Source organism: Enterococcus sp. DIV1083b (genome assembly GCF_051713705.1).
In the GTDB taxonomy this organism is placed as follows: domain Bacteria; phylum Bacillota; class Bacilli; order Lactobacillales; family Enterococcaceae; genus Enterococcus_D; species Enterococcus_D casseliflavus.
Window position 1 is genome coordinate 2,955,580 of record NZ_JBIOQJ010000001.1, and the last position, 13,727, is coordinate 2,969,306.

Genomic DNA, 13,727 nt, shown 5'->3' on the forward strand with positions numbered 1-13,727 from the left:
CTGTTTCTATCAATTTTGATTCAATTGTTTCTGGTACTGCAACGGTGATTGACCAACAGCTTCCTTAAAGACATGATGAAATGTTTTGACACTGGCAAAGCCTGCTTTTTCAGCGACTTCTGCCATCGGGATCTTTTCATTTGCCAAGATAAATTTGGCTTGATTGATGCGGTATTCCGTCAAAAACTGCATGAAGGTCTTGCCAGTATTGGTTTTAAAGAAACGCGTGAAATAATGGGGACTAAACCCTACATGTCTTGCGGTGTCCTCCATCGTCAAGACTTCTTGGTAATGGGATTCGATGTACTCAAAGACATCATTCAGACGCTGCAAGGTTTCTTTGTATTGTGCGGCCGTTCGTTTTAGTGGATTGACGGCTCGTTTTCGCTTTGGCAAGCTTTGATAGCACTCCCCGATCAACTGGTAAAGCAGCCCGAGAGTCAAATAACGCTTCCCAACAACATTTTCCTCTTCCAACTGATACAACTCGATCAAGAGACCTGTTATTTTTTCCGTAAAACTCGCTGGCCAATTTTTGCTGTGGGGCTCCCCTTCTTCAAAGAGTGTCATCAAGGATACTTCATTTTCTCGCAGCAACGGCTCTTCAAAAAGCTGCATATCAAATTGATAGACATAGCGTTCACTCTCAGGCGATGCTAGAAAATAGTGGGGTTGCCCGCTGGAAAAAAGATACAGATCCCCTTCCTCCAACTCAATGATCGTATCGTCAACACCAATATTCACCGTGCCACGCTTAGCGTAAATGATCTCGATTTCTTTATGGACATGGGGATAAACGATGGTCAAACCATCATTTAGAAACGTTCGAAAACGAAATTCACTTTCAAATTCAGGAATTTCAAGATACATACTCATGGCTGACCGACTCCTTCGCTCTATTCTTATTTATTATAAGCGAAAAATTGCCTAAGAGAAAACCTTTTCTCAGCCAATCATAGTTTCTTCTGCTTTTTTGTGGTATCGTATTCAAGAAAAGGAGTCTTGTTTATGAATTATTATGATCAACATCTGCATACATTTTTGTCTTTTGATTCAGATGAACAGTTTGAGAATTATCTAGCTTACCAGCCTGCCTACTTCGTTGCGACAGATCATTTCGATTTGAAGAACCCCTATTCGGGATTCCGTGATGATATTCCTGACTATGAATTACTAGTAAAAACCCACCAGAAGCTGCAAGAGACCACAGCGACGAAACTCTTAAAAGGCATCGAGATTGGTGTCGTGCCTGGTCAAGAACAAGAAATCTTGCGCTATCTTGAAAGCCATCCTTATGACTTGAAATTGATCAGTATCCATCAAAACGGTACCTTTGATTATATGGACGATGCCGTGTTGAAGAAGGACAAATTTGCAGTCGCCAAACAATACTTTGACCAAATGGCCCACGTGTTGGACTCGTTTCCAGACGGGCATATCGTGACCCACTTTGATTATGGCTTGCGTCGTTTCCAATTTACGGCTGAGGAGTTGGCCGCCCATTTTGAAACAGAGTTAACGACGATCTTCAAAAAAATCGTTGCCCGTGACTTAGCGATGGAAATCAACGCTAAGAGCTTTGGCCCCTATCAAAATGCCCACCTTTACCAATATGCTATCCCGCTGTATCAAAGTGTCGGGGGTAAATTGTTCACCCTCGGCTCTGATGCCCATAAAGCCAGTGATTATCGATTAGATTTTGCAGCGATGAGCGATCTGCTGCGTTCCTTTGGTGTCAATCAATTAGCGGTCTTTCAAGGTAGTGAACGGTTTATGGCGGATCTGCCGACAGAATAAGCTTATTCTTTGACTATCATGCAAAAAAATTAAAAATGACCAGCCTATAAAGGATGATTCCAGCTTCATTAGCAATCATCCTTTATAGGCTGGTCATTTTAGACGTGCGTATTATTTAATGGTTTTCAATCCTTGCACATTCAGGTCACGAAAATCAATGATCGTTTGATCCGCTGGCAGATCTTGCGCAGGGAATGCTGGATTTGCAAAACCAATACAGTACATACCCGCATCTTTGGCAGCTTTACAGCCATTGATCGTATCTTCAATGACGATACATTGCTGAGGGTTCGTGCCCAACAAAGACGCTACTTTCAAGAATACGTCGGGAAAAGGTTTCGAGCGTGCTACCTCTTCACTACTGACGATCTCAGTAAAATAGTTTCGCAACTGCAATTGATCCAGGTTCTCCTCAATCTCTTTTTTGGGAGAAGAGGAAGCAACACCAAGCTGAAAGTTCGCTTCTGCTAACTGCCGAATCAATGTTTGCACATGAGGAATCGCTTTGACGCCATCACGCGTGATCAACGCTTTTCTTCTGAGATTCATTTCTTCAATGTACGCTGAAACAGATTTTTGTAACTGTAATTCTTCCTTCATTTTTTCCCACATAAATTCTGCAGTGGTCCCCATGAACTGATAGTGATACGACTCATCTACAAGGTGTCCTTCACTATGAAGCATCGCTGTTTTTGATTCTAAAAACGTATACTCAGAATCTACGATAACCCCATCCATATCAAAAATTACCGTTGGCATCATTGGCATAACCCCTGAATCGATGGCGACTCAAATGTCTCGACCCAGTCATTGTGAAAGTCCGTTATTGCTTTTTGAATGGAAGGCATGGCTAATCCCTGTCGATAGATGTCTGGATCAGCAGTGAGCGCATGTGCCCCTGCACGAATCGCGCGATTCATTTGCGCAGTGTTCTTAAAGCTTGCAGCAAGGATCTTACTTTGTGCTTGAGTGGTATGAATCGCTTGTGCCAATGATTCAATGACTGTTGGTGCATCAACATTGATATTTTCCATACGGTTATAGTATGGCGCCAAATAATCGACTCCAGCACCAATCGCTAAGAACCCCTGTAATTCGGTATAAATGGCTGTAGCTGTTAAATTGAATTCACGCTCTTTTAATCGTTTGATGGCTTCTAACCCATTTTCATTGACAGGGATTTTGATATAGACGTCGTTTCCCAGCTTATTGATAATCGTTTCTGCATCTAGGATCATCTCATCGACAGTTTCCCCAACCACTTGAACGTGTAAGGACGCTTCTCCGATTCGTTCTTTCACTGCTTGCAAATGAGTAAAAAAGTCGATGTTCCCCGCAGCTTTCAAAATCGTGGGGTTCGAGGTTACTCCTGCCAGCGGGAGTACCTTTTGATAGTGGGTGATTTCCTCAAGATTTACTGTATCCAAAAAGAATTCCATTGTTTACACTCCTTCAATCTTACGTTTTACTAGACAGTTTCCTTACTTAATACTGATTTTTGTTCCTTTTTCAATCACAGGGATCGTTTTTTCTTCTACATAAAGTGTGCCTGGTAATTCAGAGGTCGAACTGCCATCAAATTTAATCGTGATGTGTCCTAACTCTTGCAAATTCCTTGATACCACATCACCTACCGAGGTAATTTGATAGCTTTGATCATCGATCCATAATTTTTGTTCAGATGTAATCGTGCCATTCATTGGCTGTACTTCAATATTGTAACAATAGTCAGCTAATGCTGCCGGTGCATCTTTGCCAAAAAGAATGATCATATTTTCTTCGCGAAATAATTCTGCCTCCACACCGATTGAAAGAACTGTCGTAGTAAAAACTGCCATTTCTGCTTCCTCCTATACTGATTTAACTATAAAGTCCAAAACTTGCAAGCCATGCTACGAAGACCCGTGGTACACCATTTAAGAAACGAGAATAAAGAACAGAAGGTACCCCAACCTCAACCGTTTCCGCTTCTGCCTCTTCTAATCCTAACCCAACTGGAATGAAATCACAGGCATTTTGAGTATTGATCGCAAATAATGCAGGTAGAGCAAGTTGAGGTGGAATCGTTCCTTTACCGATCTCGACCCCAATCAGAGTTCCAATCACTTGACTGATCACTGCCCCTGGTCCAAGTAACGGGGAGAGAAATGGCAAGGAACAAATAAAGCCAATGATCATCAATCCCCAAATATTGCCAGCCAATGGCGCCATTACATTCGCAAAGAAATTTCCAACGCCTGACCCTTGAATGATCCCAATCAACAGGGAAACAAATGCCATGAAGGGAATGACGGTATTGATCATCGTCTGAACCCCATCTCGTGCAGATTGGTTAAAGGTCGCAACGACTTTCCCGGCGCCCATCCCGATCTTGGCAATAAAATTTTGTTGCTCGGCTTTTTGCTCCGTGATTTTTTTCGAAGTATCGTAGGTAAATTCCCGCTTAGGAGCTGTTGCTTCATTGGTGACAGTGATTGCTTCTTGCTCTTCGCTTAATGAAATTTGGTCGACCCCAACCGCCGAAACATAGATCTGTTCATTGATATATTGTGCTAATGGCCCGCTTTTCCCCGTTGCGACGACATTGATCGTCGGAATCCCTTTTTTGGGATAAATACCGCAACGTAGTGTGCCACCACAGTCAATGATTGCCAATGCAATTTCATCATCGGGAATCGATGTTTTAAAGCCATTGACTGCTTCCATTCCCGTTAATTCAACAATTTTATCAACGATTGCAGGTCGCTCACCACCACCAGTAATGTAAATAAATTTATGTCTTTCTTCTGTCGGCGTGATCACTAAGGGACCGCCATAACCACCGCTGCCTTTGACTACTCGTATACTTTTATACGTCATCTTGATTCCTCCTTATTCTGCCACTAGTTTGACGGTTTTACTCAAAGTGATGCCTTGCTGCTTACACACGTAAGCAGTCGTAAAGTCGGTGACCCAACCACCAATAAAGTTCATGATCATACCGACCAACAGATAACGAATCGCCAGCTCCATCGAGTTTAAGCCTAATGTTGTGATTCCTTGGGCAATACCCAACCATACAAAGAGTTCTCCCGGATTGATATGAGGAAATACCCCATTACTGGTGTGACAAAATTGCGCTTGTGAAGCATAATAGCTAGGTTTATAGTATTCAGGTAAAAAGCGAGCCATAGTAAACGACATTGGATTTCCTAACATAAAGGCAGATAGGAAAGGTAAAAGCAAATAGCGAGTAAAAGGATTTTTTGAAGATAAACGTGCCACTTTGGTCACGCGTTCTTCTCCTAAGAAAGCAATCAGCGTATTCATGGCGACCATCAGCATTAGCACCACTGGAACGATACCTGTCATCCATGAGATAAAGGTTTCTGCTCCGGTTTGAAAAAGGCTCATAAAACCTTCAGCAAATTTTGTAATATACTCCATTATTTTGCACTCCTTTTTTCTTTCATGTATATTTTCTCTTTCCATGTTTGTATTTGTATTTTCAACAGTGTTACAGGCGACACTCCTTGACTTTCGGTATAGTTCCCGGCTTCTGTGCGCAAATAGATTTCTCTGGCATTTTCCATCGCTTGAATCGTCAACTTGTTTTCTTTTTGCACATTGGGATGGTACTTATCGATATAATGAATATCTTCTCCTAGATAGACCGGCAGCTCTTTAAACTTCGCCAACACGGTTACCCCTTGCATCTTTCTGGCATCAAGAATGATTCCTGCTGGATCGACCGCAAATAAAACGATCGTTCCTGCTTTTATTTTCCCAGCTCTGCGTCCAATCGCTACCTTGCCTTTTTTGCGCAGTTGCTGATAGTTTTGATTAAAGTGTTTGATCTGTTTTAACCCAAAAAGAATTTGTAACAAATAGGCGCCTAAGGCAAAAATACCAAATAGATAAACAAAACTCATATAATCAACTCCTTCTGATAAAGCCATTCTTTCAATGCCAATAGATTTTCTCGGGCACTGATTTCTTCTCTGAAATCCGCGTTGCCAGCAATCGCAAATAATTCATCATAAATGCGTAACAAGTCTTGTTCGTTTTTCCCTGTCAATTCACTTGGAATACCTAACAAAAAAATCAGTTTGATATTGCCCTCAGGAGTAACCAATTTCCTTTTGAATACACCTATCGACAGAACGATTTTATCTGTTTGATCATTGATCGCATGGGGAAAGCCAATCTCAGAATCAAAAATCGTGGCATGTTTTTCCTCTCTTTGTCTGATTCGTTCCAAAAAGCACTCATCTACTATATGCTCCTTTGTTAATTCGGCGATCATTGACTGGACATTCTCTTGATAGGTCAAGTCAGGATCTAAGTGGTTAAAATGTAAGAGGATCGACTGCTTCCCTACTGACTGCAAGCGTTCGGCTTTTTCCCACTCATTGCGCAACCAATGATCGTCAAATAAGTTGGTCAATTTAATGATTGGACTTTTCACTTGCTCTAAATGTTTTAATGGAATCGTGGTAAAAATGGCGAAGTAATCGGTCAGATTTTCCTGCTGATAGGCTTCCTCTGATAAATGGGTGATGCGAATATCATTGCCTAAGACTCGTTCCAATTGACGACGAATGATCATCGCCGTACCTCTGCCACTGTGACAAACTACAGCAATTTGCTTTTTGGCTGGTTCGTTTTGTTGGCTTTTCAAAGCAAGTTCAAAATAAAGTGCTAGATAACTGATTTCGACTGTGGGTATGGTTCGACCAACCACTTCTTCAATCTCTTGTAGACCGACTTTGGCTAATTCATAGGCAAAGGGATATTGTCGCTCGATTTCGCCGTAAAACAAATCGCTTAATTTTGCTTGGACCACGATTCGGTTGATCATATACTTTAAGTGTTCTTTCATTTCTAAAAACAAAACTTTCTCATTGATATCCAAAACGAGCGTGCGATGGATTCGCTTTAGCATCGCTTTAAAGTACTGTTCGACTGCTGTCGGGACAACCGTACGCTCAATTAAGGAATTTGCAGATAAATTTAACGGGAACCAGAGAAAGTCCTGTTCTGTTTGACTTAAAGTCACTCGGTATTTGGTCTCTAGATGATAGATCAACTGCTCGATTTGTTCTTCTTCTTTGATGAAATTTGTATAACAATTCGGTATCGTCTCTAAATAATTCCCTTCAATGATCCTTTTCATGGAAATAGAAATCACTTTATACAGTAAACGACCATAATACTGCGGAATCCCTGAGAGAGAAATGATTTTTTGGATCATTGCTTGTGTATCGTTTTCTAAATAATTTTCATAAAAATAATCTTGTACATAATAGATGTAAAGCAAACGCAGATTAAATTCACTTCCTTTAATCTGAATTCCTCTGTTTGGCGTTCCGATTACTTCTGTATCAAAAGGTTTGAGTAGCTTTTTTAGCATCCGAAAATCATTATAGACAGTACTCCTACTGATCCCTAGCGCTTCAGACAGATCGTCAATTAAAATAAATGACTTTTCCTCGATCAATTGTTTTAGGATAAATGCCACCCGTTTACTTGCTGAGTTAAAATCGGTTTCTTTTTTTAACTTTCCAGCCAAAATGAGTTCAAATTCTTCAGCGTCTTCTACCTCAATCGAATAGCTCTTTTTCCTTTGCACGATTTTCGCAATACCAATTAGTTCTTCATTAAGCAGATCAATACTACTCTTTACTGTTTTTGAACTACTGCTCAACTTTTTCTGTAAATCAATGATTGAAATATCCTTATGGGTTATTAACAAGTCTAAGATTTGATACCATCGATTTACGAATGCCATTTTATCCCCCTATATCTATCCCCTAGTTTTTCCTCCCGCTACATTTGTTGTCACTCCTGTAATATAACTGGATCGATCAGACAGGTAATAGCAGACCAAGTCAGCTACTTCTGTCAATTTGCCACTCCGACCTAGAGGAATTGTACTCGTTTTTGTGTATCCTTCTCGCAGTTTTTCAACTGTCGTCCCTCTTGTGTAAGCCAATGCCTCCTCATAGGCAGGCGTTCTCAAACCTGTTTCTTCCATGATGCCGGGTGCAATACCCACCACTCGAACATTTGATTTTCCTAATTCTTTTGCCCATGATCTTGTATAGCTATTGAGTGCCGCTTTGGTAGCAGCATATGCACTTTGCCCTTCAGATCCTTCAAGCCCTGATTCTGATGACATATTGATGATGACTCCAGATTTTTTATTGACCAATTCTCGGGCTACTGTTTGCGTCATTAGGAAAACGCCCTTTTGATTGATTGCACTCATCTTGTCAAAAATAGGATCTGATAATTCATATTTCCCATGAGGATCTTTCTTATCTACTAAAAGACGTGGAATATTGATCCCTGCATTGTTCACTAAACCATCGACAGTTCCAAACCGCTCAACGACTTTTTCTACACCTGACTCCACCTCTTCCCTTACTGAAATATCCGTTTCAACAAACAACAAATTGTCATGTTGTTGGGTAGCTTCTGTAAGGTCAAAATTTGCCACATTCACCCCTTGCTCTAATAAACTTTCGACAATCCTCTTTCCGATTCCTGAAGAACCTCCTGTTACGATCACGGTTTTTCCAGCTATATTTAACCAGTCTTTCATACGTTCCCTCCTACAATTTGATTACGCTTTCAGTATAAGCGTTGACCAATAATAATTAAGACAGGATTTTTTCAAAGATCTGGAAAAAAAGTGTACGAATTCACTGAATAATCTTCAGACCGTTTGCCTTATAAAACAATGCAATTTTATTTTGCAACTGAAAGAATTCATGTTGAAGCGACTTCTATTCTATCCTATCTTCTCCTTAGATGGAGCCATCCACTCTTTTTTAAAGGATGGTTTGTGTACTAATTGCTCTCGATTTTTCCACAACAAAGCCACTCCAATAACAAGCAGTCAAAGAAAGAAAAACTCCTACCTTTTTCTTCCACAAAAAAAGCTTAGGAAAATTCCCTAAGCTAATTGAAACGATTGAAATTAGAGTGTATTAAAAAGGCGGAGATTGGTTAGTACGCTCCTTAAGAATGACCCAACTCGTTGACTTTTTCAAATGAAGACTTCGGCGAAAGTCAATCTCAGATATCCGTTTAACCGTCTGGAAGCCAGCATATGTTGACACCTTATTTCCCCAAGTTCAGATATTCCCATTGAAAGAAATCATTCAGTTGTTGCCTGACAAGAAGAAGCTGTTTCCATTAGCACTTCATTCAATGTTTCGATGTTTTTTCTACCGTCTGTTTGCATCCATTGTCTTGCAGCAGCTTCTCCTTTAGTGGCAAATACCTTAACACCATCTGCCCAAGTTGCTCGCCCGCATAATACACCATTGAAGGTTGAACCAGCTGCTTTGGCAAAACGGAGGGTTTCTTGAAAAAGCTCCGCACTGACGCCCCCGCTAAGAAAAATAAATGGACAAGCAGTCATTTGGCTTTGTTCTTTAAAGAATGCTGCAGCCTCTTTTTGTGTATAGACAACTTCATTTCCGAACCCTTCAACAAACTTCATATTGACAGGAACTTCTACTTTCAAAACAGCCACGTTATAGCGCGACTCCGCAAAAACCTTCATCATTTGATTGACTTTATGTGGTTTGATCGTTGCGTATTCTTTCGATGTGTTATCCGAAATGGTCGCATCATAGGAGACTAGCTCTAAGAAAAAGGGCAGCCCTTCCGCCAGACATTCAGAACCGATTCGTTCTATATAAGCTTTCTTTTGATCGTTGATCGCATCGCTTTCGTCTACATCATAGTAGAGTAAAAACTTACAGGCATCTGCTCCTGCCTCTTTGAGCTTCTTGACTGACCAATAATTTAACGAGTCTGGGAGTCTCCCAGGCGTCGTTGCGTCATACCCCGTTTTTTCATAAGCCATCAATAGACCAGTTTGCTGAGCGCGTTCTTTTGCTGCCGGAAGTCCGTATTCTGGATCTAATAAAATAGCCGATGCATAGGGTGTTAGTTCTTCAGAGACGATGGTTTTAAACTGCTCGATCGCTGCATCCGACACTTCTTTTTTATATTGACTTAGCATCCTCTTTAATGCGCCTCTTTGATCGATCGCTAAGGCACTGATGATTCCTTTTGAATTACAAAGTTTTGTTACTGCTATCGGTTGCTTCATTGTCGTAGTCATTTTTTTAATTCCCTTCTAGATACTGATTCATTACTTGTAGTAAAGCTGTTTTAGAAGTAGTTGTTTGGATCGCTTTTTTAAAATCTTCTTTCATCAGCATCCTTGCCACTTGAGATAAAATCGTAAGGTGGGTACTCCCAGCTTCATTCTCTGGTATAAACATAGCGATGATCGTATGGATTTTTTGTCCGTCTAAACTGTCCCAATCGATTGCTTCTCTAAGTTTGATTACACTAATAAATGGTCGTCTAATAACACTGCTCTTCGCATGAGGAATGGCAAAACCATCCATCATGCCTGTAGAGCCTTGTTCTTCTCGAAGGATAAATGCTGCTTCCACTTCTGAAGCATTCGTAGCATCGCCTTGTCTCCGACTTTCTTTTGCTAGAAATGATAAAGCTTCTGCTTTATTCTTTAAGAGGGAATCGATAAAAATATATTCTTCCGTAATCATGCTTTCACGTCCATTCTCTGTTTGGCAACTTTTCTTTTTTGAACCAATCCTAGCAACAAACCACCTGCGATCGATCCTGCCAAAATCGCACTTACCCATAAAAGACCATGAGTAACAACGGGTAATACCAGGAAGCCACCATGAGGTGCAGGCACTTGCACTTTGAAGAGATAGGTCAGTACAGCAGCAATCGAAGAACCAAACATCATGATCGGTAACACTCTCAGCGGGTCTTTTGCCGCAAAAGGAATCGCTCCTTCTGTAATATGTGTTGAGCCTAAGATAAAATTGACTAATCCAGCATTTTTTTCATTTGCATCAAAATACTTCCCAAAGAATAAAACGGCAAAACCTGTAATCAATGGTGGGGCAATGCATGCTGCCGAAACTCCTGCCATGAAACTAGTATTTCCTTGTGCCAATAAAGCAGTACCTGTTACATAAGCTGCTTTATTGATTGGTCCTCCCATATCGAATGCACACATACAGCCAACAATAATTCCTAATACAAAGGGACTAGAGTTTTCGAAACCAGCTAAGAAGGACATCATTGCTTCGTTGATTGTTGCCATCGGTCCTGACACAAAGTCCATAATCAGTCCTGTAATCAAGACTCCTAAAACAGGATAAAGAAAAATTGCTTTCAAACCATCTAATGATTTAGGTAAAAGAATCAATGCCTTCATCAGACCTAGCACGACATAACCGGCTAAGAAACCTGAAACGATCCCACCTAAGAAACCAGTGCCGCCGTCTGCCGCGATCAAGCCCCCAACAAACCCAACCACTAGTCCTGGTCGTTTCGCGATGCTCTCCGCAATAAATGCTGATAGGATCGGGACCATCATACTCATAGCAAAACCACCGATTCCATTGAGTCGGGCAGCAAATTCGTTGTACTGAGCGTTAGTTGGATCAGCCGAATAAATCCCCCAAAGAAATGAAATAGCAATCAAGACTCCCCCACTGACCACAAACGGCAACATATGAGAGACACCATTCATTAAGTTTTTGTAGATCGTATGTCCAATCCCACTGACGGCTACTTCTTCTTTATCGGTCGGAACAGATTGCTTCGACTGTTTGATTTTCCCTGCACCCTCTAAGGCATCAGCGATCAATTGATCCGCATTGCGAATGCCCGAAGCTACCGGGACATCAATGATTTTTTTGCCTGCAAAACGTTCGGCTTGAACATCTTTATCAGCCGCGATAATGACTGCGTCGGCAGCTTCGATCTCTTTAGCAGTCAATGCATTTTCGATCCCAATCTGTCCATGAGTCTCTACTTTGATCGAAATGCCTCGCTTCTTAGCGGCTTGCTCTAATGCTTCTTGTGCCATATACGTATGCGCGATCCCCGTCGGACATCCCGTCGCAGCTACTATCTGAAATTTTGTCATTTATGGACTTCCTTTCTATGAACATGTATTTGCGCTTCCAATTCAGGGATATCTAAAAAGTCAGTCAATCCCTTTTTAAAAGCAGTTGAACTTCCCGCTGCAATACTTCTTTTCAATGTATGAGAAACCTTCTCCTTGCGAACCATCCCAGCAATAAAGGTCCCTAATAAGCTGTCTCCCGCACAGGCTGTATTTACCACTTTGCCTTTTGGAGCATTAGCGATCAGACAAGTTGCTTCATTTAAAAAAATCCCCCCCTCACTTCCTAAAGACAGCAACACATTTTGCGCTCCTTCTGCAATTAACATTTGACCGTATTTCTGATAATCTTCGGGTGCGATCGTGGTGACATCAAATAGTGTCGCTAACTCTTCTTCATTTGGTTTGATTAAGTAAGGACGATACTGCAAACATTCCCGAACTTCCTTATAACTACTATCAATAATCAGCTTGACTTCTCGTTCCTGACAGATTTTACTGATCTCAATCAAAACCGTCGGCTGAACACCTTTTGGCAAACTCCCAGAAACACAGAGAAAATCACCTGGAACAAGAGTCTTGATTTTTGCTAACAATCGTTCCACATTTTCTGGACTGATCGCTGGTCCTTGATTGACCAATTTATATTCTTTGTTTTCTTCGTTGACTTGTGTAAAGACATTGATCCTTGTCATTCCATTAACCGCTACAAAATCGTTCTTGATGTGCTTTTCGCTTAAAAAATCTTCAATATATTTTCCTGTAAAGCCACCACTAAATCCTAAAGCAGTGCTGGGAATACCTAGCATTTTCAAAATAAGAGAAACGTTCACCCCTTTGCCATTGGCTTGGATATCATCATCTAGTGTACGATTGACAACTTGAGGCAAAAGCTGTTCTGTTTCAATAAATAAGTCAATCGCTAAATTCATCGTGCATGTGTAAATCGTTCCCATAATTGTTCCTCCTTGCTGTACCTTAAGTATGCACTGTTTCTGAATGTACATGTTTTCTAAAACGATCCATTCTGTTGAAAACATTTTCAATCTTGTTTGATTCCATTTGATTTTCAGATACAATCACACTAAAATAGCGATAAGAGGTGGCAAGATGGACAACAAATTAAGTGAAGCAGAACTATTTTTATGGAATTACATTACGCAAAACCTTTCAGAAATTCCGAGCCTTTCGATTATCAAACTAAGTGAACTGGCAAATGTTTCAACGACAACGATCGTCCGAACCATGAAGAAAAAGGGCTATGAGGGCTACACCTCTTTTAAACATCATTTAAAAGAGCAATCGAATATGACCTTGAATTTTTCAAACGTGGAGATGGTGGATGAAGAGATCCGTCGCTCCATTATTAAAAATGAACAAGAAGTCATTCGTACCTTAAATATGCTGGATACGGGCACTATTGAAGATGCGATCCAAAAAATATACAACGCGAAACGAATCGTTATTTTTGCACGGGGCTTTTCAGAATTGATTGGGGAAGAAATGAAGACAAAATTTCAACTGGTGGATAAATATTGTGAGTTGTACACTGATCCCAATATTATCACTACGATCAGTAAGCGTTTACGCAAAGAAGATACCGTGATTTTTGTTTCATTAAATGGGGAAACCGAAGAATTAGTCATCGCGGCTCAAAATTGTTACGACAAAGAAATCGGATCGCTTTTGATCACCGCCTCAAAAGAAAGCCGCTTGCTGGAATTAGTCGAGCTTTCTTTGATTGGCTTCAAATCAGAAATTTCCTTTTTCCCTGATTATGAAGTCCGCTCACGACTGCCCTTATCGGTCATTGCTCGAATATTGTTGGATTCTTATGCGATTCGCATCAAGAAAAAATAAGCAGACTCACTCGAAATCAATAAAAAAAGTCTTTTCGCCCTCATAGTGTTTCTGCTATGAGCGAGCGAAAAGACTTTTTGCTGAATGATTTGGATGCAGTCTCTTAAAATCG

General features: G+C 40.7%; 15 protein-coding genes. 2 read left to right on the forward strand and 13 right to left on the reverse strand.

The genetic code is table 11. From position 1 onward, the window contains the following. Positions 1-9: 9 nt before the first annotated feature. Positions 10-876, reverse strand: a complete 867-nt coding sequence (locus tag IGI69_RS13890; RefSeq protein WP_005233920.1) for an AraC family transcriptional regulator — start codon at positions 874-876, stop codon at positions 10-12. Between the two features lie 132 nt (positions 877-1,008). Between IGI69_RS13890 and IGI69_RS13895 the strand changes: the two genes are divergently transcribed. Continuing rightward, a complete protein-coding gene (locus tag IGI69_RS13895) occupies positions 1,009-1,797 on the forward strand; it encodes a PHP domain-containing protein (RefSeq protein WP_086332691.1) in 789 nt (262 codons plus the stop codon). A 111-nt stretch (positions 1,798-1,908) separates the two neighbouring features. On the opposite strand, the gene IGI69_RS13900 is transcribed toward IGI69_RS13895, so the two are convergent. The 12 genes from IGI69_RS13900 to pfkB form a co-directional block, all read right to left on the reverse strand. Next, positions 1,909-2,559 (reverse strand): HAD family hydrolase, encoded by a 651-nt coding sequence (locus IGI69_RS13900; protein WP_144330891.1) that lies wholly within the window; start codon positions 2,557-2,559, stop codon positions 1,909-1,911. Next, positions 2,556-3,236 (reverse strand): fructose-6-phosphate aldolase, encoded by a 681-nt coding sequence (locus IGI69_RS13905; RefSeq protein ID WP_008380347.1) that lies wholly within the window; start codon positions 3,234-3,236, stop codon positions 2,556-2,558. The genes IGI69_RS13900 and IGI69_RS13905 overlap by 4 nt, the downstream gene beginning before the upstream one ends. 42 nt (positions 3,237-3,278) lie before the next feature. Beyond that, positions 3,279-3,635 (reverse strand): PTS glucitol/sorbitol transporter subunit IIA, encoded by a 357-nt coding sequence (locus IGI69_RS13910; protein ID WP_016621850.1) that lies wholly within the window; start codon positions 3,633-3,635, stop codon positions 3,279-3,281. Between the two features lie 22 nt (positions 3,636-3,657). After that, positions 3,658-4,656, reverse strand: a complete 999-nt coding sequence (gene srlE / locus IGI69_RS13915) for a PTS glucitol/sorbitol transporter subunit IIB (protein ID WP_016621851.1) — start codon at positions 4,654-4,656, stop codon at positions 3,658-3,660. Between the two features lie 12 nt (positions 4,657-4,668). After that, positions 4,669-5,223 carry a PTS glucitol/sorbitol transporter subunit IIC gene (gene srlA, locus IGI69_RS13920; protein WP_008380340.1) on the reverse strand — a complete coding sequence of 185 codons (555 nt, stop codon included), beginning with the start codon at positions 5,221-5,223 and terminating at the stop codon, positions 4,669-4,671. Further along, positions 5,223-5,708 (reverse strand): transcriptional regulator GutM, encoded by a 486-nt coding sequence (locus IGI69_RS13925; RefSeq protein WP_008380338.1) that lies wholly within the window; start codon positions 5,706-5,708, stop codon positions 5,223-5,225. Before IGI69_RS13925 ends, srlA begins: the two co-directional genes overlap by 1 nt. Continuing rightward, positions 5,705-7,567, reverse strand: a complete 1,863-nt coding sequence (locus tag IGI69_RS13930) for a BglG family transcription antiterminator (protein WP_008380335.1) — start codon at positions 7,565-7,567, stop codon at positions 5,705-5,707. Before IGI69_RS13930 ends, IGI69_RS13925 begins: the two co-directional genes overlap by 4 nt. Before the next feature lie 15 nt (positions 7,568-7,582). Next, positions 7,583-8,383 (reverse strand): SDR family oxidoreductase, encoded by an 801-nt coding sequence (locus IGI69_RS13935; RefSeq protein ID WP_008380333.1) that lies wholly within the window; start codon positions 8,381-8,383, stop codon positions 7,583-7,585. A 558-nt stretch (positions 8,384-8,941) separates the two neighbouring features. Beyond that, the gene (lacD, locus tag IGI69_RS13940) at positions 8,942-9,919 is read right to left on the reverse strand and encodes a tagatose-bisphosphate aldolase (RefSeq protein ID WP_008380331.1); all 978 of its coding nucleotides are present in this window, start codon (positions 9,917-9,919) and stop codon (positions 8,942-8,944) included. Positions 9,920-9,923: 4 nt separating this feature from the next. Then, on the reverse strand, positions 9,924-10,373 hold the full coding sequence (locus IGI69_RS13945) for a PTS sugar transporter subunit IIA (protein ID WP_008380329.1): 450 nt from the start codon (positions 10,371-10,373) through the stop codon (positions 9,924-9,926). Next, on the reverse strand, positions 10,370-11,776 hold the full coding sequence (locus IGI69_RS13950; protein WP_016621854.1) for a PTS fructose transporter subunit IIC: 1,407 nt from the start codon (positions 11,774-11,776) through the stop codon (positions 10,370-10,372). Before IGI69_RS13950 ends, IGI69_RS13945 begins: the two co-directional genes overlap by 4 nt. Then, entirely contained in the window at positions 11,773-12,711 is a 939-nt protein-coding gene (pfkB, locus tag IGI69_RS13955) for a 1-phosphofructokinase (RefSeq protein WP_270266842.1), read from the reverse strand. Before pfkB ends, IGI69_RS13950 begins: the two co-directional genes overlap by 4 nt. Positions 12,712-12,865: 154 nt before the next feature. On the opposite strand from pfkB, the gene IGI69_RS13960 reads away from it, so the two are divergent. Further along, on the forward strand, positions 12,866-13,615 hold the full coding sequence (locus IGI69_RS13960; RefSeq protein WP_008380325.1) for a MurR/RpiR family transcriptional regulator: 750 nt from the start codon (positions 12,866-12,868) through the stop codon (positions 13,613-13,615). Positions 13,616-13,727: the final 112 nt, after the last annotated feature.

Bases quoted from the DNA above. Each gene is read 5' to 3' on its own strand.
- IGI69_RS13890 (WP_005233920.1), bottom strand. From the start codon at position 876: ATGAGTATGTATCTTGAAATTCCTGAATTTGAAAGTGAATTTCGTTTT.
- IGI69_RS13895 (WP_086332691.1), top strand. From the start codon at position 1,009: ATGAATTATTATGATCAACATCTGCATACATTTTTGTCTTTTGATTCA.
- IGI69_RS13900 (WP_144330891.1), bottom strand. From the start codon at position 2,559: ATGATGCCAACGGTAATTTTTGATATGGATGGGGTTATCGTAGATTCT.
- IGI69_RS13905 (WP_008380347.1), bottom strand. From the start codon at position 3,236: ATGGAATTCTTTTTGGATACAGTAAATCTTGAGGAAATCACCCACTAT.
- IGI69_RS13910 (WP_016621850.1), bottom strand. From the start codon at position 3,635: ATGGCAGTTTTTACTACGACAGTTCTTTCAATCGGTGTGGAGGCAGAA.
- srlE (WP_016621851.1), bottom strand. From the start codon at position 4,656: ATGACGTATAAAAGTATACGAGTAGTCAAAGGCAGCGGTGGTTATGGC.
- srlA (WP_008380340.1), bottom strand. From the start codon at position 5,223: ATGGAGTATATTACAAAATTTGCTGAAGGTTTTATGAGCCTTTTTCAA.
- IGI69_RS13925 (WP_008380338.1), bottom strand. From the start codon at position 5,708: ATGAGTTTTGTTTATCTATTTGGTATTTTTGCCTTAGGCGCCTATTTG.
- IGI69_RS13930 (WP_008380335.1), bottom strand. From the start codon at position 7,567: ATGGCATTCGTAAATCGATGGTATCAAATCTTAGACTTGTTAATAACC.
- IGI69_RS13935 (WP_008380333.1), bottom strand. From the start codon at position 8,383: ATGAAAGACTGGTTAAATATAGCTGGAAAAACCGTGATCGTAACAGGA.
- lacD (WP_008380331.1), bottom strand. From the start codon at position 9,919: ATGACTACGACAATGAAGCAACCGATAGCAGTAACAAAACTTTGTAAT.
- IGI69_RS13945 (WP_008380329.1), bottom strand. From the start codon at position 10,373: ATGATTACGGAAGAATATATTTTTATCGATTCCCTCTTAAAGAATAAA.
- IGI69_RS13950 (WP_016621854.1), bottom strand. From the start codon at position 11,776: ATGACAAAATTTCAGATAGTAGCTGCGACGGGATGTCCGACGGGGATC.
- pfkB (WP_270266842.1), bottom strand. From the start codon at position 12,711: ATGGGAACGATTTACACATGCACGATGAATTTAGCGATTGACTTATTT.
- IGI69_RS13960 (WP_008380325.1), top strand. From the start codon at position 12,866: ATGGACAACAAATTAAGTGAAGCAGAACTATTTTTATGGAATTACATT.